Raw genomic sequence first — 20220 nt, 5'->3', positions numbered from 1 at the left:
GACCTCGGCATCACCCACCAACACGGCGCCTTCACCCTCCACACCGCCCACTGACACCCAAAAGCACCGACGGCGCCCCGCCCCGCACAAAACCCCGCCCAAACCGGCACCCCGACACCCGCCGGCGCCCCAAGCCCCGACACCGACCCCACTTGCTCAGCAGTCTCCTAGGCTAACGATGAGATCAACGGCCAGACCGATCCATCCAAGCTTTGTTATGACATTTATCACGTTTTCTTGGCACCTTGAGATCGCGATCTCCTTATCAATCGGCAGAAGATCTCTTTGGACCAGACGTAGCGAATCAGCAGCTAGTTCACCATCCTTTCCTTGTAACCTGATTCTAACGTCACCTTCCAAGACCCACGTGCCGCCCGTTGCACGATAGCCACGTGTTCGATTGTCATACTCACGAGTCTCAAATGAAGCCTCGGAGCGTTCAGTTGGATTCATTGATAGTGACAAGCTTCGAGTGTCGAGATTCCCTTCTACTTCACCTTGATCAATGGTGAAGTAGCCGACGACCCGCCAGTCATCACTCCAAGATTGCCGTTCATAGATTGTGTACTTGGCAATTGCACTTGCCGTGAAGCGATCTCGACGCCCATCCTGCTTCCAGGCAGACTTCTCCGGAAGAAAGAACTCAACTGAGTATGTGCCACGGAGCGGCGTGCGGCCAAAGTCATCCCAATACACATACGTAGATGCGAAGTCATCACGTTGAGAAATTGACGTATGCCAAAACCCGTCCTCTGCCGCGCAACCACCGAATACGCCACACGGATTTCCTGTTCCGCCTCCCCAGCCATGCTTGTTCCAATCTCTACTGTAGCGTTCCAAGACTTGAGGTACTTCATCCTTCGCCGAATCTCGCATCTCGGGAATTCTGACGACAGGTAAGTGTGCATACTGACCGACTGTGGTGAATTGGCCATTTACCTCCGAACTGTCCCCATGCGCGTTATGCGCCACCACCGTCACGCGATATGTGACGTCTCCCCGACGAATTGGTCTTCTATGGACGGTGACATCCCGTCGATCCGGTGCGATTCCTCCCATGGCCCAATGCTGGCAGACAGCCCGTCGCGCTCATAGGTGACCGTATAGCCAGTCGGAGCGGCCCCATCCAAGGGCCTCTTCCACGAGACAGTCGGTCCGCCGCGATCCACGTCAACCCTCAAGTCCCGCGGCTCGCCCGGTCGATTCGCGTCGGTTGACCCTATAGACGCGTTGTCATTATCCATCGTTGGAGGCAAGTCGCCATTTTGAGAGCGGGCTGAAGGCGGAGCGCTGCCTGAATCCCTACCCGGGAAGCTGATGGTGTTGGACCTGACGCCATCGATAGTGACGTGGACCGATCGTCCCTCCCGTACGTTGAATGAGCAGTACCTATCCAGTTTGCAGAGCTGCTACCACTGTGATTGATGTTTCCGGCAATCGGCACTCGTTCCGAACTTGACTCGCTGTGCCACCACACGCAGCGGGTCAAGTACGTGCCAGCCGGGAAGTTCTTGAGATTGATGTTGACCCAGCGGCAAGCCAGAGACGAGTAGGGACAATAGTTGCCGCCTGAATTGTTGGGGCCAAGCGATATCGTAACTGAACGTTCGGCGGTCGAGCTTCCATCTGGGAGCGATGATCCTGGTTCGTCCGGTTCGATATAGATGCTCTCCCTTACGGGGATACTCGGGCCGTGTCTGTTCTCTGCGACGACGCTTACTGTGTAGAATGCGTCGGTGTCACCTCTGAACTGATACTGAGTATTCGTCGTGGACCATGAGTTCGTCGACCCGTCAGGTCTCCATAGGCTGAGCACGTATCTCGTAACCCTTGAGCCGCCGTCGTTCGCGGGTGCGCCCCATGTGATCCGGACTCCACTGGAGCCGGTGCGGGTCAATCTCAGATTACGCGGTGGTCCTGGCACGTCGCCAGTCGATGGGATTGTGATCTGAGCACGTTGTGCAGATCCGCTCCCTTGGCTGTTCTTGGCCCAGACTTCTACGGTATAGGTCGCACCAACAACACCATCGAAACTGGTCGAAGTCCCGACGGTGGACCAACCGGATATGTCGCCGCTACCGGCGTGCTGGGCAGCGACGCCATACCCGGTGATGGGAGACCCGCCGTCGTCCGACGGAGGATCCCAGTCGATGTGAAATGAATCAGCATCAGTCAGCACCAGACTCAGATTTCGAGGCGGACCCGGTACGGTGCTCGGAGGAGGAGGCGGGGGTGCCGGTTGAGGATTGGCATCCACTCGCCGCATGCGGAGTGCGTCCACAGCCAACCGGGCATTTGCGATGCCGACGGTGCGGTAGTCGTCTTGTGTGACGGCATCGTAGACCGAGACCCTGAGGTACCCACCCAAGTCATATGTTCCAAGAGGCTGCCAGCCGCTTACATTCTGCTGATTGATCCATGCAGTGTCAATGCGTGAGCTGTCCTCCCATATTTCGTATCCGGTATGGGCCGTCGCCCAAGCAGAGGGTATCCACACCTCGATCTCGTAGATGCCATTCACGTACCCTATGTTCCATTGCGCCCAACTGTCGGTCATCTCGCGGGGATCGTTGCCGATCGCGATTGTGAACCGAAAACCGTTGGTTCCATAGCCAGTGCTGTTGACATTCGCAGGCGGCGTGAACCAGCTATAGTTCCCCATCTCGTCGTAGAACTCTGGATTGTCGTCGACGATCCAATCCTGCGCACGAACTGGAGTTGACGCTGCGATCGGTACGACTACCGCAGCGAGCACGCACACGGTGAGCGCGGCGCAGCCGGACTTCAGCTTGGAGGTCGACAGGTTCAGCATGAGTCGGTTTCCTTTCGTGACGAACCGATGCGCGCGGCGACACCGAGCGGCACCACGGCGCGAGGCCCGGCAGAGAGAACGGCATCCCGGAGGCGGCGTGCGAGGCAGACCGGCGCGGGTGTGAAGACAGGACCGGAACCCGCCGACGCCTCCGGCGGGTGGTGAGGATCTAGCGGAGGATGCAGGCTATCGGGATACCGGTCGGAGGGGCGCTGACACGCCCCCCCCCCCCGCCGCCGCGGCGGTTCGGGTTGTGTGAGATACGCGCATACCGGCCGCCTCCGAAAAGTCCGGCGGAGGTTAGCAGTTCCCGCCCGAGGGCCGCGCGTCGCAGCCGGCATTGACGCCGGGGAGTCGATGTTCGGCTCGCTCCGGACCGCGACCGGCACGGTCGTGCAGAGGTTCCCGCAGGGCGCGGATCGTCGACCGGCGCCCTGACCGCGTCAGGTCAGGGTGACGCCGCGACCAAGCCGGCGGCGCGGGCGAGGATCGCCGCGGAGGCTTCGATGTGGGCCTCGCAGGTCTCCTCGTCGTTCATGGGGAGCGCGAACAGGTCGAACGAGTCGCGCAGGCCGGCGATCCGGGCGGCGCAGTCGGTGGGTGTGCCGGTGACCGCGTAGAGGTCGAGCAGCGACTCGGGGAGGTGTTCGGCGGCCTCGTCCAAGCGTCCGGCGAGCATGGCGCGGCGCACTCTGGCCGCCCGCAGTTCGTCGAGGCCGACCTGGCGGCGGGCCTCGGCGGGCGCGTCGAGGGCCATGTAGGCGAAGTGGCGCAGGGCGCGGCGCCGCTCGGTGTCGTCGTAGGCCAGGTAGGCCGACCAGGCGACGCGGGCTCCTCCGCCGCGGATGGTCCTGGCCGCATCGGGCAGGTCGGCCAGCGCCTTGGCCGAAAGGATCACCCAGTCGGCCTCGGCGGCTGCAAACCGCTGCACGCGCGGGCCCCGCCCCGCCACCGCCATCGGCACGGTGCCGCGGAACCAACCCAGGTGGGCGTCACCGGCCCGGCGTCCGCTGAGCAACCGCCGGTTCACGGCGAAGGCATCGGAGAGAGCCGTGAACGGCCGCTGCGGCTCGATCTGCAGGGGAGCCAGCACCCGGCTGCCGCCGACGCCGAGCCCGTGCCACACGCGCCCCGGCGCCATCTCGGCAAGCGTGGCCACCGCGGCGGCAGTCGTGACGGGATGGCGCGAGAAGGGGTTGGTGATGGCCGGACCCACCACCAGATCGTCGCTCGCGGCGAGGATCGCGGCGAGCGCCACGTAGACGTCGCGCTCGGTGCCCTCGTCGGCCACCAGGCACACCTCCGCGCCCAATCCCTCGGCGAGCTTCGCCAGATCCACGAGCCGCCGCACGGGTTGGGTCGGCTCGAACCACACACCCCAGGGGATGGAGGGAGCGGCGGGACTCATTCCGGTCCCCGCGGCGCAGCCGGCGGCCTCACGCCGACGGCTCGCGGCCGACGACGCTGGTGCGAGTGGTCTGTGCAGCCAGCCGGCCCGCCTTGAACGTGCGCCGAGTCCCCGGTGCCGCGGCGATTGCCTGGCGCGCCGACCCGGCCGCCACCGCCACGAAGTCCGCAACGGCGCCGGGTTCAACCCCCGCCGGCGCAAGCCCCATCACGCCCCGGGCCTCGCCGGAGACCGCCGCCAGCGCCGCCGCCGGGGGCATGTGCCCGGCGGTCACCAGAAGGGAGGCGGTCTCGAACGGGTCGCCGCGGCCCATCAGGTTGAAGGGGTCCTGCAGGTTGTCGCCGCCGCCGGCGAGCCGCACGCCCGCCTCTGACAGCGCCTCGATGGCCGTGAGGCCGCGCGGCGGCGCCGTGCGGAGGCCCCGGCTCTGGAGGAACAGGTTGGTCTGCGGGAGGGTCACCACGCCGATGCCCGCCGCAGCCACCGATGCGGCGACCTGGCGCTGCTCGGCTTCGGGCATCGTTCCGAGGCTCACGCAGTGGCTGGCCGTGACCGGATGAGGGAATCCCCGGTCCCGAACACCGCGCGCCAGGTCCACCAGGGTGCGAGCACTCGGATCGAGCGTCTCGTCGATGTGCAGATCGATCGGCAGTCCCGCCTCGGTGGCCGCGTCCAAGCAGATCGCCACGCACTCCGCCGGGCGCGGGTCCAGCGCGGGGGCACCGCCGACCAGGTCGGCTCCGGCAGCGAGGGCGGCCGCCAGCGCACGCCGGTTCCCCGCGCCCTCGGGACCCGTCAGAGGCACGCCGACCAGCGCCACGAGCTGCAGGTCCACGAGCCTGAGGCACAGCCGTCGCACGGCGACCAGCGCCTCCACGCCGCGGGCGCCGATGTCGGCGCCGACGTCGACGTGGCTGCGGATCGCGGTGACACCATGCTCGGCGGCGATCTCGACCGCTCGAAGCGCCCGGGCCATCGTGCTCTCGCTGCTGATGCCGCCCCGGTGGGCCTGCCAGGCCTGAACGGCGCCGATCAAGTCACCGGTGGCGTTCACCACCACGTCCGCCGACAGCGCCTTGTCGAGATGGGCGTGCGGCTCGGCGAGGCCTCCCAGCAGCAGCATCCCCCCGAGGTTGTGACGTTCGCGCAGCTCCGTGGCCGCCGCGCCGCTCTTGTTCGCGCCGGCCCCGGCAGCGACTTCGTCCGGCGGCCGTGCCTCCTCCACCGCCGTGACCACCCCGTCGACGACGGTCACGTCCACCCGCCGCCCGTCGGGCAGCAGGGCATCGGCCAGGATGCAGGATGCGCGCACCGGCGCCGAGGGTAGCCCGCCGCGGTCAAGCCCCCGCCACCAGTCGGCGGCCATGCGAACCGGCCTCGCTGGTGGCCGGGGACTGCGGGACTGCCAGAATGGGGCCGTGCGCGTGGTGCTGGTTCTGGCCGACGAGCCCGAGATCGACGACGGCGGGCTGCGCCGGGCGGTCGAGGCGGCGCTCGCCTCGGCGGATCACGATGTCGACCTGATCGACCTGCACGAGGGTGACTTCAACGCCGCCATGACCGCCGCCGGACGACGGGCCTACCACTCCGGACAGCCCCTCGTGGAGCCTGACGTGGCCGACTTCGGGCCGCGGGTGAGTGCCGCCGAAGCGTTGGTCTTCGTCTACCGGGCACGCTGGACCGGCATGCCGCCTCGCCTCAAAGGCTTCGTGGACCGCACCTTTGTTCCCGGTGTCGGCTTCCACCTCGTCGACGGCAAGCTGCAGCGAGGCCTCGTCGGGGTGCGCCGGCTGGCAGTGATCGCCATCCACGATCGAACCCGGTCCGAGGTGTTCCGCAGCCGCGACGGCGGGCGCCGCATCCTGCTGCGGACGATGCGGCTGATCGTGAACCCGCGCTGCCGCCGGCGCTATGTGGCGCTCTACGACACCCGGCCCGAGCGTGTCGCCGCGACGCGCCGGCGCTTCGCAGCCAAGCTCGACCGCGTCCTGGTGGGACTGTGAGCACGCTCGTCGTCCTCTGCCACCCGGTGCCGGAGAGCTTCGTGGCGGCGGTGGCGGCGCAGGTCATCGAGACGCTCGACGATGCCGGAGCCGAGCCGCAGCTGCTGGACCTGTACGCCGACGGGTTCTCCCCGACCGACGCCGAGGAGGCGACCGTCGTCGCGCACCAGGAGGCCCTGAGCGCCGCCTGCGCCCTGGTGCTGGTGTACCCCACTTGGTGGAGCGGCCTGCCGGCGATGCTCACCGGCTGGCTCGAGCACGTCGTGGCCGGCGGATCCACGCCGCGACCCGGCAGGCCGGAGACGACCGCGGCGAGCCGCGAGCTCCTGGCGAACCTGCGCTACGTGGCGGCGGTCACCAGCCACGGCTCCTCGAAGTGGGTCAACGCCGTCCAGGGCGAGGCGGGCCTGCACTTCCTGCGACGCAGCCTGCACCTGCTCTGCCCGGCGCATTGCCGGTTGAAGTGGCTGGCCTTCTACGACTCCGACCGCTCCAGCTTGGCGGATCGCCAGGGGTTCCTCGCCCGGGTCGACCGCCGGCTCCGCAGCCTGGTCCAGCTCTCCTAGCCAGGGAGTTCCTGCAGGAGCCGCCGGAACACGAACGGGATGATGCCGCCGTGGCGCCAGTGGGTCGCCTCGGCGTCGCTGTCGAGACGTACCGTCAACGGGAATCGCCGCGACGCCCCGCCGGGGGAGGTCGCGATCAGCGTGGCCGGGGCGCCGGGAACCAGTCGTCCCTCCAGTCCGGTGATGTCGTAGGTCTCGGTGCCGTCGATTCCTCCGGAGCGCCAACTCTCCCCGGCGGCGAACTGCAGCGGCAGCACCCCCATACCGATCAGGTTCTGGCGGTGCAGCCGCTCGAAGCTCTCCGCGACCACCGCCCGCACGCCCAGCAGAGCCGTGCCCTTGGCTGCCCAGTCACGCGACGAGCCCGCGCCGTAGTCGGCGCCCGCCAGCACCACCAGGGGTGTCGACCGGCGGCGATAGCGCTCGGCGGCCTCGAAGATCGCCATGACCTCGCCGCCGGGTTGATGGGCCGTCCAGCCCCCTTCCCGGTCGCCGGCGAGATGGTTGCGCAGCCGGGGATTGGCGAAGGTGGCGCGCACCATGACCTCGTGGTTGCCACGCCGCGCCCCCAGGATGTTGAACTGCTCCGGCGTCACGCCGCGTTCAAGGAGGTGGCGGCCGGCCGGGCTATCGGGGTCGATCACCCCGGCGGGTGAGATGTGGTCGGTCGTGATGCCGTCGCCGAGCAGCAGCAGGCACCGGGCGCCCAGGATGTCGCTGATGGGCGGTGGCTCAGCGGGAACCGAGTCACAGAAGGGCGGCTCGGTGATGTAGGTGGAGTCCGGATTCCAGGAAGGCAGTGCTGACGGCTCGGCAAGCGGCGAGCGCCAGCGAGGATCGCCGCTGAAGATGTCCTCGGCGCGGGCGGCGAACAACTCGGGGGCAAGAGCCCGCTGGGTCTCGGTGCGGATCTCCGCCTCGTCGGGCCAGAGATCGGCCAGCAGCACCGGTGTCCCGTCGGGATCGAGGGCGATCGGCTCGGTCGACAGATCGATGTCGACCGTTCCGGCGAGGGCGTACGCCACGACGAGAGGCGGGGAGGCCAGATAGCCCAGCCGGCACTGCGGGTGGATGCGTCCCTCGAAGTTCCGGTTCCCCGACAGCACGGCCGCCACCGACAGGTCGTGTTGCGCCACGGCCGCTGCCACCGGCGCAACCAGCGGTCCGGAGCCACCGGCACAGGTGGTGCAGCCGTACCCCACGATGGCGAAGCCGAGCTTCTCGAGATGGCGCAGGAGTCCGGACCGCTCCAGGTAGTCCGCCACCACCGGGGATCCGGGCGCCAGGCTGGTCTTGACGTGTGCCGGCGCCGTGAGCCCGCGTTCGACCGCCTTGCGCGCCAGGAGACCGGCGCCGATCATCACCGCAGGATTGGAGGTGTTGGTGCAGCTCGTGATCGCCGCTATGACGACGTCGCCGTCGCGCACGCCGGTGGTGGCCGGCGTGCGGGCCGGACCACGATCCGCCAGGGCTTCGGCGAGTGACTCCGGGACTTCCCGCAAGGTAAGGGTCTGGGTGGGCCGCGAGGGCCCCGCCACCGTCGGTGCCACGTCTGCGAGGTCGAAGCGCATCACCCGGCTGAAGGCCGGAGTCGGGCTGTCGGGGGTACGGAACAGCCCCTGGGCCCTGCAGTAACGCTCGACGAGGTCCACGTGCGCCGCCGATCGCGCCGTGCGGCGCAGGTAGCGCAGCGTCTCGCCGTCCGGCGCGAAGTAGCCGGTCGTGGCGCCGTACTCCGGAGCCATGTTGGCCACGGTGGCCCGGTCCTCGAGGCTCAGGAAGTCCACCCCGGCGCCGAAGAACTCCACGAAGGCGCCCACGACGCCCGCCTGCCTGAGCGCACGCGCCAGTGCCAGCACCAGGTCGGTGGCGGTGACGCCTGCGGCGGGCCGTCCCGTCAGCCGCACCCCCACGACTTCCGGCAGCACGAGATCGATCGGCTCGCCGAGCATCACGGTCTCGGCTTCGATGCCGCCGACACCCCAACCGAGCACCCCCATCCCGCCGATCATCGTGGTGTGCGAATCGGTGCCCACGACGGTGTCCGGCCGGGCCATCACCCCGTCTCCGGCCGCATCTAGCGACACCACCGAGGCCAGGAACTCCATGTTCACCTGGTGCACGATGCCCTTGCCGGGCGGCACCACTCGCAGGTTGGCGAAGGCCTGCTCGGCCCAACGGGCGAAGGCGAAGCGCTCGGCGTTCCGCTCGTACTCGATGGCCAGGTTGGTTGCGTCGGCGCCCGGCGAGCCCGCCACGTCCACCTGCAGCGAGTGGTCGATCACCAGGTCGGTCGGCGTGGAGAGATCGACCCGCTCCGGATCGCCGCCGGCTCGTTGCACGGCGCTTCGCACCGCCGCCACGCCCAGCAGCGCCGGGATGCCCGTGAAGTCCTGCAGGATCATCCGGCCGGGACGGAACGCCACCGACGTCCCCGGTGGCGTCGCGGCACCCCAACCCGCCAGCGCCTGCACGTCCCCCGCCAGCTCACCGGCCCCACCCGGCGCCTCCTCGGCGTGACGCAGCGCGCCCTCGAGCAGCACCTTGATACTCACCGGCAGCTCGTCGACCGCTGCGAGCCCCAACTCCTCGAGGCGGCTCAGGCGGTAGTAGCGCACCGCCCCGGCGGCTGTCTCGAGGCCGGCTTCGGAGCCGAATGCGCTCACGGAGGCGAACCGGAGGCGAACCAGGCCTCGCCGTCGAGATAGGCCTGCGGCACCTGCACCGTGCCGCGCATGATCTCGCGAGCCGTCCGATCCACGACGAGGCTCGGTACCCGCCAGGCGCCGGCTGCACCCTCGGCGGTCACCTCCATCGCCAGAACGCCGGCCGGATGTCCGAGGCGCACGCGCCGTGCCGTTCGGGCACGCTCGCCGGCCTCCGGCGCCGTCGCCTCGATCGAGCCGCCGGCCAGCTCGGCCACGACGCTGCCGTCCATGGCAGCCGCTGCGGCACAAGCCATCGCGCCGGTCATCGCCAGGGTGCGGTGTGTCCGCCCCATCGAGATCAGCCGGACCAGCAGATCCACATCGGTGGCGGCAACCTCCTCGCCGCTGGTGCTGCGATACGCCCTCGATTCGCCGACCAGCGCCACCTTCGGCACGGTCCGCCGGTGCCGGCGGGCGTCGTCGACCGAGCCGGCGACGCCGGTGCGGACCGCGGCCTCGCAACGAATCATTTCGAGTTGGCTCTGGAGAGCCTCGTCGGCGTCGAGTGCGGCAGGCGGCGCCGCGGCGGCGCCGGGAGCACCGAGCGCGCCAGCCGCCACGAACACGGCGGGATTGCCCACGTCGACGATGGACACCGGCACCCCGCCCAGATCCGGCAACCCGACCTCCTCGCGGACACGGCCGGTGGGAAGCGCTCCCCTCCCGATCGAGCCGCCGGGATCCAGGTAGTCGAGTCGCAGTCGCGCGCCCGTGCCCGGCACGCCGGCGATGGCGAAGTCCCCGGACGGGTCGTACCGACCGGCCCTGAGCGGCACGCGGGCCCGGTACCGCTGGCCGGTGTTGAGGCTCAGCACCACGACCTCGGCCACGTCGCCGCCCCCCGCCACCAGACCCTCGTTGACGGCGAACGGGGCGACGGCGGCGGAGATGTTGCCGCAGTTGCCCGTGAAGTCAACCCGCGGCTCGGCCACCTCCACCTGGGCGAAGCGGAATGCCACATCGGCGGCGCTGCCGGTCGGAGCGGGACCCACGACGGCCGCCTTGCTGAGCGAGGAGATCCCCCCGCCGAGCCCGTCGATCTGGCGCCCGTCGGGGTCGGGACTGCCCAGCGCCGCCAGGATGATCGCCTCGACCTGTTCGGGCCGGAACTCGCTCAGGTCATCTTCCCGGAAGAGAACGGCGCGGCTCGTGCCCCCTCGCCAGAACGACGCCGGGACCGCCCGGTCCACGTTCAGCCCACCGGGTACGGCCGCGGTGCTGAACCGTCGTAGAGCGCGCGGGGCCTGATGAGACGGTTGTCGGCGTACTGCTCGAGCACGTGGGCCGTCCAACCCGCCACGCGGCTGCAGACGATGAAGCTGGTGAACATGCTCAGCGGGAATCCGAGGTGATACAGCACCAGCGCCGAGTAGTAGTCCACGTTGGCGTTGAGTCCCTTGCGCTCGTGCAGTTCGGCCTCCAGGGCACTCGCGGTGGCGTGCCAGTGCGGCTCGCCGGCCTCCGCACCCAACTCGGCGGCCAGGACGTCCATGGCGATCGCACGCGGGTCACGGGTGCGGTAGACGCGGTGGCCGAACCCGGGGACCTTGCGCCGCGCCGCCAGAGCCGCCTCCACGAACGACACGACGCCGCCGGGTTCGCCGATCTCGGAGAACACCGCCATGGCGTCGTCCACCGCGCCGCCGTGCAGCGGCCCCTTGACCGCCCCGATGCCCGAGACCATCGCCGAGTAGTAGTCCGAGAGCGTGCCGACGGTGGTGCGGGCCGCGAAGGTCGAGGCGTTGAGCTCGTGCTCGGCATAGGTGTTCAGCAGCGCGTTCAGGGCACCCGACTCCTGCTCGGACGGCTGCCGCCCGGTCAGCATCCAGCAGAAGTTGGCGGCATGGTCGAGGCTCGGGTCGGCCGCGATCGGCTCGTTGCCCTGCAGGTAGCGTGACATGGCGGCAACCATCGTCGGCAGGCAGCCCACGAGCCTCGCCGCCTTCGCCACCACGGCGTCCCGCGAGATGTCGTCGGCCGTGGGATCCTCCGCGCCCACCAGCGACACGGCCGAGCGCAAGACCGCCATGGGGTTCGCAGTGTCCAGCGGCGCAGCGGCCAGGAGTGCCGACACGCCCTCACTCAGGTGGCGGTGAGACGCAACCTCGGCGGCGAATGCCTCGCTCTCGGCTTCGTCCGGCCAGTCGGCGTGCCACAACAGCCAGGCGACGTCACAGAACGAGGCGTCTGTCACGAAGTCGCGGATGTCATAGCCCCGGTAGGTCAGGACGCCACCGGGACCGTCGATGGAGCAGACCGACGAGTAGCAGGCCAATACGCCCTCGAGACCGGAGGTGACCTGCGGCCGGCTGTCCTCACTCATCGGTGACCTCCCGTGGTCAGCCGGCTCGATACCCGCGTCCCGGCCGTGCTCAACCCAGCTTGAACGGGTCGCGTGTGGCGCCGGACATCTCGACCCAGACGGACTTGGTGTGCAGATACTCGCGCAGACCCTCCAGCCCGTTCTCCCGGCCGTGCCCGCTCATCTTGTACCCGCCGAAGGGCACGTCGTAGTTGATCGTGCGATAGGCGTTGATCCAGACAGTGCCGGCCTGCAGTCGCGGCACCATCCGGTGGACCCGCTGGACGTCCCTCGTCCAGACACCCGCGGCGAGGCCGAACGGCGAGTCGTTGGCGATGCTCAGCGCCTCGGCCTCCCCGTCGAACGGGATCACCGACAGGACGGGGCCGAAGATCTCCTCGCGTGCGATCCGCATGGAGTTGTCGACGCCGACGAAGACGGTGGGCTCCACGAACAGGCCGTCGCCGAAGCGCTCCGGGCGGCGCCCGCCGGTGGCCAACTCCGCCCCCTCGGAGGTACCGACACCGATGTAGCCCATGACCTTCTCCCACTGGGCGGCGAAGGCCAGCGGGCCCATCTCTGTCGCCAGTTCCATCGGATTCCCGAGGATGATCTCCTGTGCCCGACCCACTACTCGCTCGACCAGCTCGTCGTGCACGGGGCGTTCGGCGAGCAGCCGGGAACCCGCCACGCAGGTCTGCCCGCAGGCGGCGAAGATCCCCGCCACGACACCGTTGGCCGCGGCTTCGATGTCGGCATCGGCGAAGACGATGTTGGGTGACTTGCCTCCGAGTTCCAGGGACACGGGAGCGAGATGCTCGGCCGCCGCCCTGGCGACGCGTATGCCGGTGGCAACCGAACCCGTGAACGCCACCTTGTCGACACCGGGGTGCGAGACCAGCGGCTCACCGACGTTCGGGCCATCGCCGGTGACGACGTTGAAGACACCGTCGGGGACCCCGGCCTCGGCCACGATCTCGGCGAAGCGCAGCGCCGAGACCGACGTGTGCTCGGAGGGCTTCAGCACGAAGCTGCACCCGGCCGCAAGAGCGGGCGCCAGCTTGTAGGCCACGAGCATGAGGGGCGAGTTCCATGCCGTAATGGCCCCAACGACACCGACGGGCTCGAACAGCTGGTAGACGAAGAAGTTGGTCTTGGCGGAGTCCAGGACCTCGCCGCCGATCTTGTCGGCGGCACCGGCGAAGTAGTCGTAGAACTCCGGCAGGAGCGCCGCCTGCCCCGCCATCTCGCGCAGCAGCTTGCCGTTGTCGCGGACCTCGATGGTGGCCAGTTCGTCCGCGTTCTCCTCGATGAGCCGCGCCAGGCGACGCATGATCCGGGCCCGCTCCACACCCGCCAGCCGCGGCCAGGGACCCTCGTCGAAGGCGGCGCGCGCCGCGGCGACGGCCCGGTCCACATCCGCGGCGCTCGCCTCGGGAACCTGCGCCCAAGCCTCCCCGGTAAACGGATCGATGGAGTCGAAGGTGCGCCCGGAGAGCGCCTCCACCCGCTCGCCCCCGATGAACATGCGCAACGGATCGCCCAAAGGTTGGTCGCCCTCGGCCCGCGTGGCGGTCATGGTCATGATGTGCCCTCCTGGCCGGCGCTCAGCGGTAGCCCCCTGTCCGCACCGCGTCCAAGCCTACGGCCAGCATGAGTAGCAGGCCTTCCACGACGTACTGGTAGAAGGTCGGCCAGCCGGCCAGTGTCATGCCGCTCTCCAGGACGCCCAGCACGATCACACCGAGGATCGTCCCACCCATGGAGCCGGTGCCTCCCAGCAGACCGACCCCGCCGAGAATCACGGCGGTCACGACGGTCAGCACCAGGGTGCCGGGCACGCTGGCGGCCCCCGACCCGCCCAGCATGGACGACAGCACGTAGCCGCCGGTCGCCGCGCAGGCGCCGCTGAAGACGAGGTACATCATCCGGAGCCGGTCCACCGGGAGCGCAACCGACCGCCCCGCCGAGGCGTTGCCGCCCACGGCGTAGGCGTAGAGCCCGAAGCGCGTCTTGGCGAGCAGCACCCACCCCGCTGCGGCGAAAAGCACGGCGAAGACCAGCGGCAGCGGGATCCCCACGAGGTCGTTCTTCATCACGCCGTAGGCCGCGTCGGTGGTCTGGCGCAGGTTGCCGGCGATGCCAGCGCCACCGTCCACGACGAACGCCAGCCCGAAGGCGATGCCGAGCATGCCCAATGTCGCAACCAGGGGATTGACCCGGAGCTTCACCACGACGAAGCCGTTGACGAGCCCCACGCCGACGCCCGAGCCGATGGCCGCCAGGATGGCCAGCGAGGCCGGATAGCCGGCGATGACGATCTGCGTCCCGATCGTGCCCGCGAGCGCCATGACCGAGCCCACCGAGATGTCGAGGGCGCCGGAGATGAGCCCGAACGTGGCGCCGGTGGCGACGATCATCAGCACCGCCGTCGCCCGGCCGGTGTTCAGCAGGTTCGTAGTGCTCAGGAAGCGGGGCGCCGCGATGCTGAAGATCACGAACTCCGCCACGATGACCGTGCCCAGCGTGACCCAGGTGAGCCTCCCGGAGAACACCAGGCCACGCAGGCGCTGCGACCAGTTCGGGCCCTCGGTGGTGGCGCTCTCCGGTAAGACGGCGGTCATCGGAACCCACCCTTGGGTCGCTGGTCGAATGCAACCGCCAGGATCATGGCGGTGCCCACGACGATCAGGACGATCTGGGGTCGCACCGCCATCTGGACGAGGCCGTTGTCGAGCGTGCGCACGAACACCACGCCGATGAACGTGCCGAGGACCGATCCCCGGCCCCCGGTGAGGCTGGCGCCGCCCAGGAAGACGGCCGTGGCGACGTACAGCTCCCAGTTGCGTCCCGAGTTGGGGGCGATAGCGCCCAGGTCCGATGCCAGCAGGACACCGGCGATCCCGGTGTAGAGACCGGCCACGGTGTACATCCCCAGGCGGAACCGGTCGACGTTCATGGCGGCCTGGCGGGCCGCGTCCGGATTGCCGCCCACGGCGAACAGGTGCCGGCCCGCCTTGGTGGTGTGCAGCAGGACCACCGACAGCACGGCGGTGGCGATCAGGAAGAACACCGGCACCGGGACACCGCCCACGTTCTCCCGGGCGAAGCGGAAGCCGTCGTCGCGGATCTGCTGCGAGCGCCCGTCGGTGATGATGAACCCCACGCCCAGCAGTACGAACAGCATCGCCAGCGTGGCGATGAGCGGGTTGATGCGGAAGCGGGTGATGATGAGCCCGTTGACGTACCCGAGCACGATCCCGACGACCACCCCGATCAGGAACGCCAGGACGAGGGGAACGCCTGCCTGGAAGAGCTTCCCGGACGTGACCCCCACGACCATCATCCCCGAGCCGATGGAGAGGTCGAGGCCGCCTCCGATCAGGACCAGCGTGAAGCCGGTGGCGACGATGAAGGTGACCGCGCTGAACCGCAGGATCGTGAGGACGTTCTGGCTGGTGAGGAAGAAGTCGAGCCGGGACGTGAAGTAGGTCCCCAGCAGAATCAGAGCGATGAGCAGCAGGACGTGCTGGCCGAGCAGGAGGCGCCGGGCGCGGGCCGCGGCCTGGGCGCGGCTGTCGAGGGGAGCGCCCGGCGGGGTGGCGGTGGCCGTCACGCCTGCCCGGCCGCCGGCGCGCCGGCCACGATGAGGTTGACGCACTCCTCCACCGACGTGGCGCGGGCGTCGAGCGTCGCCACGTGCTCGCCCCGCTTCATGACCATGACCCGATCGGCGAGGTCCAGGACCTCGGGGATGCGATGGCTGATGATCATGATCGACAGGCCGTCGCGGCGGATCTCCCGGATCAGCTCCGTGACCGTGGCCGACTCGGTCGCCCCGAGCGCTGCCGACGGCTCGTCCATCAGCAGGACGTGGTTGTTCTCCTCGAACGCCACCGCCCGGGCGATGGCCACCATCTGCCGCTGCCCGCCCGAGAGGACCCCCACGGGAAGCCTCGTGGATCCGATCATGATGTTGAGGCGTTCCAGCAGAGCGGCTGCTTCGCGGTGCATGCGGCGGCGCTCCAGGAACCCCAGCAGGCTCGGCAGTCCCTTCGTCGGCTCACGCCCGATGAAGACGTTGGCGGCCACGTCCAGATTGTCGAAGAGCGCCAGGTCCTGGTAGATCATCTCGATCCCGAGGCGGCGGGAGTCCTGGGCGGTGGCGATCTCGACCCGTTCGCCATCCATGAGGATCCGGCCGCTGTCGGGACTCACGGTGCCCGCGATGATCTTCATCAGGGTGGACTTGCCGGCGCCGTTGTCGCCGACGATCCCGAGGATCTCATCGCGGTGCAGGTCCACGTCCACCTCGTGCACCGCCCGGATGTGACCGAAGCTGCGGCAGATCCCTCGCAGTTGCAGCAGCGGGGCACCGTTCGATCCGTTGCCGTTCGGGCCGGCGTGTTCGTTCACGTGAATCACTCTCCCGGTGGGTCCTGGGGCGGGCCGGCGACGACCGCCCCGCTGGGTCCAAGCTGGTAGTCATCGTCTGCCGGCGGCGCGAACTCCAGGTCGAAGACGAATCCCAGTTCGCTGTCCAGGTTGACGCGTACCACGTCGTCGGTGGTGTTGGCGGTGGCAGGGTCGACCCGCTGGGTCACGTAGGCGAAGTCCACGTAGGCACCGAGCGGGTAGGCGTAGCGCACCCAGGTGCCGCGATTGATCACCACGCCCGTCCCACCGGTGATCAGGAACGCACGGGCCGCATCGACGTCGGGGCGGCCGTCGACATCGGGCACGGCCACGAAGGCGGCCGAGTGCATGCCGAGCGTGATGAGCGTGACGGTGCTGGCCGGATGCTTCTGCACGAACTCGCAGCGGTTTCCCCGGTAGTAGTACCGCAGCGAGCACATGTAGGCCCGGCCGGGGAACTCCAACTCCTTCTGCACCCAGAGGTAGCCCAGGTTGTTGGACGCCCGGTTCAGGTTGGGCGAGTCGGCCGTCTCGGGGGCGATGACCGCCCCGAAGGGCGCGAAGGCGGCCCGGTCGAGGCGTTCCACCGCCAGGCGGCGGACACCGGTGGATTCGCCGTTCATGACTCCTCCGGATCGAGTGACGGCCGCACCGGCTGCCCGCTGCGGATGGATTCCTTCAGCGCGAACAGCGTGCTCATGCTGCGCAGGATGTCCGTGCCGCTGGCCCAGGGCTCGCCGCCGCCAGCGATGCACTGCAGCACGTCGGCACGCGTCGCCAGGTACGACTCGGGCGACAGCGTGTACTGCAGCGGCAGTTCCAGCGCCGAGCCGCGCGGCTCGTGCGGCCCGTAGCGCAACTCCGCCCGCACCAGCCGGGCCGGGCCGGGAAGTTCCTGATCCTGGATGCCGTCGACGCCCGCCCGCTCGCCCACGGCGAACATCTCGAAACGGCGCCGGTGACGGGTGGCGAAGTCGTACAAGAGCGTGGCGTTGGCGCCGCTCGCAAAGCTGAAGACGCCCGAGAGCACCGATCCCACGCCGTCCACCCGCCGCGACCAGTTGCCGTAGACCTCCTCGGGCGCCTCACCGAACCACGACTGGAGCACGTCCACGGCGTGGATGCAGACGTCGTGCACGGCGTCGAAGGCGTTGGTGTGCTGGCGCCCGATGCCCGAGTGGTAGTTGATCCCCGCCGAGATGAGCGGCCCGAGCGAGCCGGCCAGGATGAGGGCCCGGCAGCCGTAGAAGGCCGGGGCGTAGCGGGTGTTGAAATCCACGCCGAACGTGATGCCGCCCTCACGCGCGTGCCCCACGATGTCCTGGCACTGCTGCGGTGTCTCGGCAACAGGCTTGGCGATGATGACGTGGATGCCGCGTCGAGCAGCCTCGGCCACCACCTCCACGCGCAGCGGCGAGAGCCCCACGTCCCAGCGGATGTTGATGTCGAGCAGGTCCACGTCGACCGCGTCGATCATCGACCGGTAGTCGTCGAAGGTCTGCTCCACGCCCCAGGTGTCGCGGATCGCCTTGGCTGCGACCGGGTCGGGGTCGCAAGCGGCAACGGGTTGGAGACCGGCCGCCCGGTAGGCGGGCATCACGCCGCTGTGCACGATGCGACCGGCTCCCACCAGGCCGATCCGCAGGTCGCCGGGAATCTCCTGCCGCAGCGGTGGCGGCACGAGGTCCAGGGCCGCCACGGGGCCCAGATCAACCGGGGGGATGTCGGAAGTCAGGTCGATCTGCGGTGCCATGGTCGCCTCAATCCGCCGCGGCGTCGGCCAGGAGCGGCGCCAGGAAGCGCCCCGCCTCGCGCACGCCCTCCTCGTAGGTCTGGTACGGGTCCTCGTTCTCGATGCTCACGTAGTCGTCGTAGCCGACCGACGCCAAGGCGTCCACGAGCGCTCCCCAGAAAGCGGCATCGTGCGCCCGTCCGATCGTGCGATAGCGCCAGGCGCGCGCCGAGGGATCGCCGAAGGGTCGCTGGTCCAGGACGCCGGCAAGGGCGAGTTCGGTGGGCACCATCTCGGTGTCCTTGAGCTGCACGTGATGGACCGCCTCGCCGAGGGCCTCCACGACCCGCACCGGATCCATCTGTTGCCAGAACAGGTGGCTGGGGTCGACGTTGGCGCCGATGATCGGGCCGACCGCCTCCCGCATGCGCACCAGCGTGGGCACGTTGTACACGAGGTGGATCGGGTGCAGTTCGAAGGCGATGCGACGGACGCCGCAACGCTCGGCGAGTCCCGCCAGGTCCGCCCACAGGGCGATTCCCTCCGACCACTGGCGTTCCAGCAGAGCCACGCTGTCGTCGGGCCACGGATAGAACACCCAGTTGACGGTTGATGCGCCGCCGCCGTCGCCGGTCGTGCCCGACATGGTCACGATCTTCTCGACGCCGAGGAGCTCGGCCAGCCGGAACGTGTCCTCGATGAGCCGGCGATGCTCGGGCCCTCGAAGCGGATGCAGGGGCATGCCGGCGCAGTTGAGGGCGGAGATCGCCAGGCCTCGGCGGGCGAACGCATCGCTGAACATCGCCCGGCTGCGGGGGCTCTCGAGCAGGTGGCGCACGCCCGACGGCTGTCCGGCCTGGGTGACCTCGATGCCCATCGCCCCGATCTCCGCGGCGATGTCGAGGCGGGCCTCGAACTCGGCCAGGGTGGAGACGGGGCTCATCCAGGCCGGCCCGGCAACTTCGGGCTTGGTCTCGTCCGGGCGACCGCTCGTGGCGGTGAACATCCGGACGATGAGCCCCATGGCGGGGCCGTGCGAGCGGCCGGCACTCGTCACCGCGTCATTCCATTCATGCGGATCAACCTCGTCGCCTTCCGGCGGGGCGCCCCACGGCCCGCCCGCGGTCTCGCGACGACGGTAACCGAGGCTGGGTCGTGCGCTTGCCGGGAGGCTCCGGGTGCGTCCGCCGGCCTGCGATGCCGCGGACGCACCCGTTCCACTTACTCAGTGAGGTTTAGCCCTCGGGGTACCACTCGTCGATGTTGCTGGCGTCGATGGGGACGTGGGTGACGTGGTTCACCCGCTGCGCGGGCGTGTCGCCGTCGAGGATCGTGGCGATGATCGGGCGCAGGAATTCGCCGTAGCGGTCGGGGAAGTAGCCGATCGACATGATGAACGGCGAGTCCGGATCCCGGATCTCCGCCAGCGCGTCCGAGGCGCCGCCGTTGGACAGCACCACACCGGCGTCGAGACGCCCGAGCTGCTCCATGGCCGCCACGACCGCCACGCCAGCGAGGTCGTTGGTGGTGGCGATGAACAGCAGGTTCTTCGCGTCCGGGTTGGCGTTGAGGTACGCGGCCGCCGCGGCCTGCGTCTCCGAGCCCTCCAGCACGACGTCGTTGAGCGTGATCGTGTCCATCGTCCACTCGGGGAACTGCTGTGAGATCACGTCCATGGCCACGACCATGCGCGCCTTGGTCTCATCGGGCCAGGTGCTCTGGTAGATGCCGAAGATGCCGTCGACGTTGCCGCCCCAGTTGTTGTTGATGTAGTCGAGGGCGTACTCGCCCATCTGCTGGCCCGCCGACTGGCCGTGCGCGCCGAACCAGTACACATCATCGGCCGGCTCGGGGATGGGCCCGTCGATGAAGATCATCGGGATCTCCGCCTCGGCCATCTTCTCCAGCGTGGTCTCGTAGTTGGTGATGCCGCCGTCGAAGTTCAGGTAGACGTCCACCTCGCGGGTGATCATGGCGTCGGCGTTGGCGAGCATCTTGTTGGCGTCCAGGTCGTGGTCGAGGGCGTACAGCTCCCAACCCGCATCGGCGACCTCCGCGGTGACGCCGTTCTCGACGTCGTTGCAGAACTCGCAACCCGTCCGCAGGATGTTGGCGAAACCGACCGTTCTCTCGTCGTCTTCGCCTCCGCACGACGCCGCGATCAGGACGACGGCCAAGGTGAGGGCCAGCAGGCCCGACAGTTTCTTCACGAGACTCCCCCCATGATTTGGGGCCCGGCTGATCCGGGCGGTGCTGCAACTGTAGGAAACGGA

16 protein-coding genes are annotated in these 20220 nt (G+C 68.9%); 2 read left to right on the top strand and 14 right to left on the bottom strand.

What is annotated here, in order from left to right; genetic code table 11:
* Nucleotides 1–156 precede the first annotated feature (156 nt).
* The 3 genes from OXG55_03010 to OXG55_03000 form a co-directional block, all read right to left on the bottom strand.
* Nucleotides 157–981: a hypothetical protein gene (locus OXG55_03010; protein MCY4102228.1), complete on the bottom strand. Its 825-nt coding sequence runs from the start codon at nt 979–981 to the stop codon at nt 157–159.
* 2279 nt (nt 982–3260) lie between these two features.
* Nucleotides 3261–4220 (bottom strand): LLM class flavin-dependent oxidoreductase, encoded by a 960-nt coding sequence (locus tag OXG55_03005; GenBank protein MCY4102227.1) that lies wholly within the window; start codon nt 4218–4220, stop codon nt 3261–3263.
* Nucleotides 4221–4248: 28 nt separating this feature from the next.
* The gene (locus tag OXG55_03000; GenBank protein ID MCY4102226.1) at nt 4249–5532 is read right to left on the bottom strand and encodes an amidohydrolase family protein; all 1284 of its coding nucleotides are present in this window, start codon (nt 5530–5532) and stop codon (nt 4249–4251) included.
* 106 nt (nt 5533–5638) lie between these two features.
* Between OXG55_03000 and OXG55_02995 the strand changes: the two genes are divergently transcribed.
* A complete protein-coding gene (locus OXG55_02995; protein MCY4102225.1) occupies nt 5639–6223 on the top strand; it encodes an NAD(P)H-dependent oxidoreductase in 585 nt (194 codons plus the stop codon).
* Entirely contained in the window at nt 6220–6789 is a 570-nt protein-coding gene (locus OXG55_02990) for an NAD(P)H-dependent oxidoreductase (protein MCY4102224.1), read from the top strand. Before OXG55_02995 ends, OXG55_02990 begins: the two co-directional genes overlap by 4 nt.
* Here OXG55_02990 and acnA read toward each other — a convergent pair.
* The 11 genes from acnA to OXG55_02935 form a co-directional block, all read right to left on the bottom strand.
* Nucleotides 6786–9455, bottom strand: coding sequence for an aconitate hydratase AcnA (gene acnA / locus OXG55_02985; protein MCY4102223.1), 2670 nt, complete (start codon nt 9453–9455; stop codon nt 6786–6788). The genes OXG55_02990 and acnA overlap by 4 nt on opposite strands.
* Nucleotides 9452–10687: a hypothetical protein gene (locus OXG55_02980; protein MCY4102222.1), complete on the bottom strand. Its 1236-nt coding sequence runs from the start codon at nt 10685–10687 to the stop codon at nt 9452–9454. The genes acnA and OXG55_02980 overlap by 4 nt, the downstream gene beginning before the upstream one ends.
* 2 nt (nt 10688–10689) lie before the next feature.
* Complete coding sequence (locus OXG55_02975) at nt 10690–11820, bottom strand: citrate synthase (GenBank protein ID MCY4102221.1); 1131 nt, start codon at nt 11818–11820, stop codon at nt 10690–10692.
* Nucleotides 11821–11869: 49 nt separating this feature from the next.
* Nucleotides 11870–13378, bottom strand: coding sequence for an aldehyde dehydrogenase (locus OXG55_02970; protein ID MCY4102220.1), 1509 nt, complete (start codon nt 13376–13378; stop codon nt 11870–11872).
* Nucleotides 13379–13406: 28 nt separating this feature from the next.
* A complete protein-coding gene (locus OXG55_02965) occupies nt 13407–14423 on the bottom strand; it encodes an ABC transporter permease (protein ID MCY4102219.1) in 1017 nt (338 codons plus the stop codon).
* Nucleotides 14420–15415: an ABC transporter permease gene (locus OXG55_02960; protein MCY4102218.1), complete on the bottom strand. Its 996-nt coding sequence runs from the start codon at nt 15413–15415 to the stop codon at nt 14420–14422. Before OXG55_02960 ends, OXG55_02965 begins: the two co-directional genes overlap by 4 nt.
* Nucleotides 15412–16215 (bottom strand): ATP-binding cassette domain-containing protein, encoded by an 804-nt coding sequence (locus OXG55_02955; GenBank protein ID MCY4102217.1) that lies wholly within the window; start codon nt 16213–16215, stop codon nt 15412–15414. The genes OXG55_02960 and OXG55_02955 overlap by 4 nt, the downstream gene beginning before the upstream one ends.
* 5 nt (nt 16216–16220) lie before the next feature.
* A complete protein-coding gene (locus OXG55_02950; GenBank protein MCY4102216.1) occupies nt 16221–16838 on the bottom strand; it encodes an ureidoglycolate lyase in 618 nt (205 codons plus the stop codon).
* Nucleotides 16835–17968 (bottom strand): Gfo/Idh/MocA family oxidoreductase, encoded by a 1134-nt coding sequence (locus OXG55_02945; GenBank protein MCY4102215.1) that lies wholly within the window; start codon nt 17966–17968, stop codon nt 16835–16837. Before OXG55_02945 ends, OXG55_02950 begins: the two co-directional genes overlap by 4 nt.
* Before the next feature lie 7 nt (nt 17969–17975).
* Nucleotides 17976–19004, bottom strand: a complete 1029-nt coding sequence (locus OXG55_02940; protein ID MCY4102214.1) for a sugar phosphate isomerase/epimerase — start codon at nt 19002–19004, stop codon at nt 17976–17978.
* A gap of 178 nt (nt 19005–19182) precedes the next feature.
* Entirely contained in the window at nt 19183–20157 is a 975-nt protein-coding gene (locus OXG55_02935) for a sugar ABC transporter substrate-binding protein (GenBank protein MCY4102213.1), read from the bottom strand.
* Between the last annotated feature and the right edge of the window lie 63 nt (nt 20158–20220).

This window comes from bacterium (assembly GCA_026708055.1).
GTDB lineage: Bacteria > Actinomycetota > Acidimicrobiia > Acidimicrobiales > CATQHL01 > VXNF01.
Note: the sequence above shows the minus strand (reverse complement) of the source record. Positions and strands in the feature narration are given on the sequence as shown.

Excerpts from the sequence above, each read along its gene's own strand:
- OXG55_03005 (MCY4102227.1), bottom strand. The coding sequence starts at position 4,220 with ATGAGTCCCGCCGCTCCCTCCATCCCCTGGGGTGTGTGGTTCGAGCCG.
- OXG55_02975 (MCY4102221.1), bottom strand. The coding sequence starts at position 11,820 with ATGAGTGAGGACAGCCGGCCGCAGGTCACCTCCGGTCTCGAGGGCGTA.
- OXG55_02970 (MCY4102220.1), bottom strand. The coding sequence starts at position 13,378 with ATGACCGCCACGCGGGCCGAGGGCGACCAACCTTTGGGCGATCCGTTG.
- OXG55_02965 (MCY4102219.1), bottom strand. The coding sequence starts at position 14,423 with ATGACCGCCGTCTTACCGGAGAGCGCCACCACCGAGGGCCCGAACTGG.
- OXG55_02950 (MCY4102216.1), bottom strand. The coding sequence starts at position 16,838 with ATGAACGGCGAATCCACCGGTGTCCGCCGCCTGGCGGTGGAACGCCTC.
- OXG55_02945 (MCY4102215.1), bottom strand. The coding sequence starts at position 17,968 with ATGGCACCGCAGATCGACCTGACTTCCGACATCCCCCCGGTTGATCTG.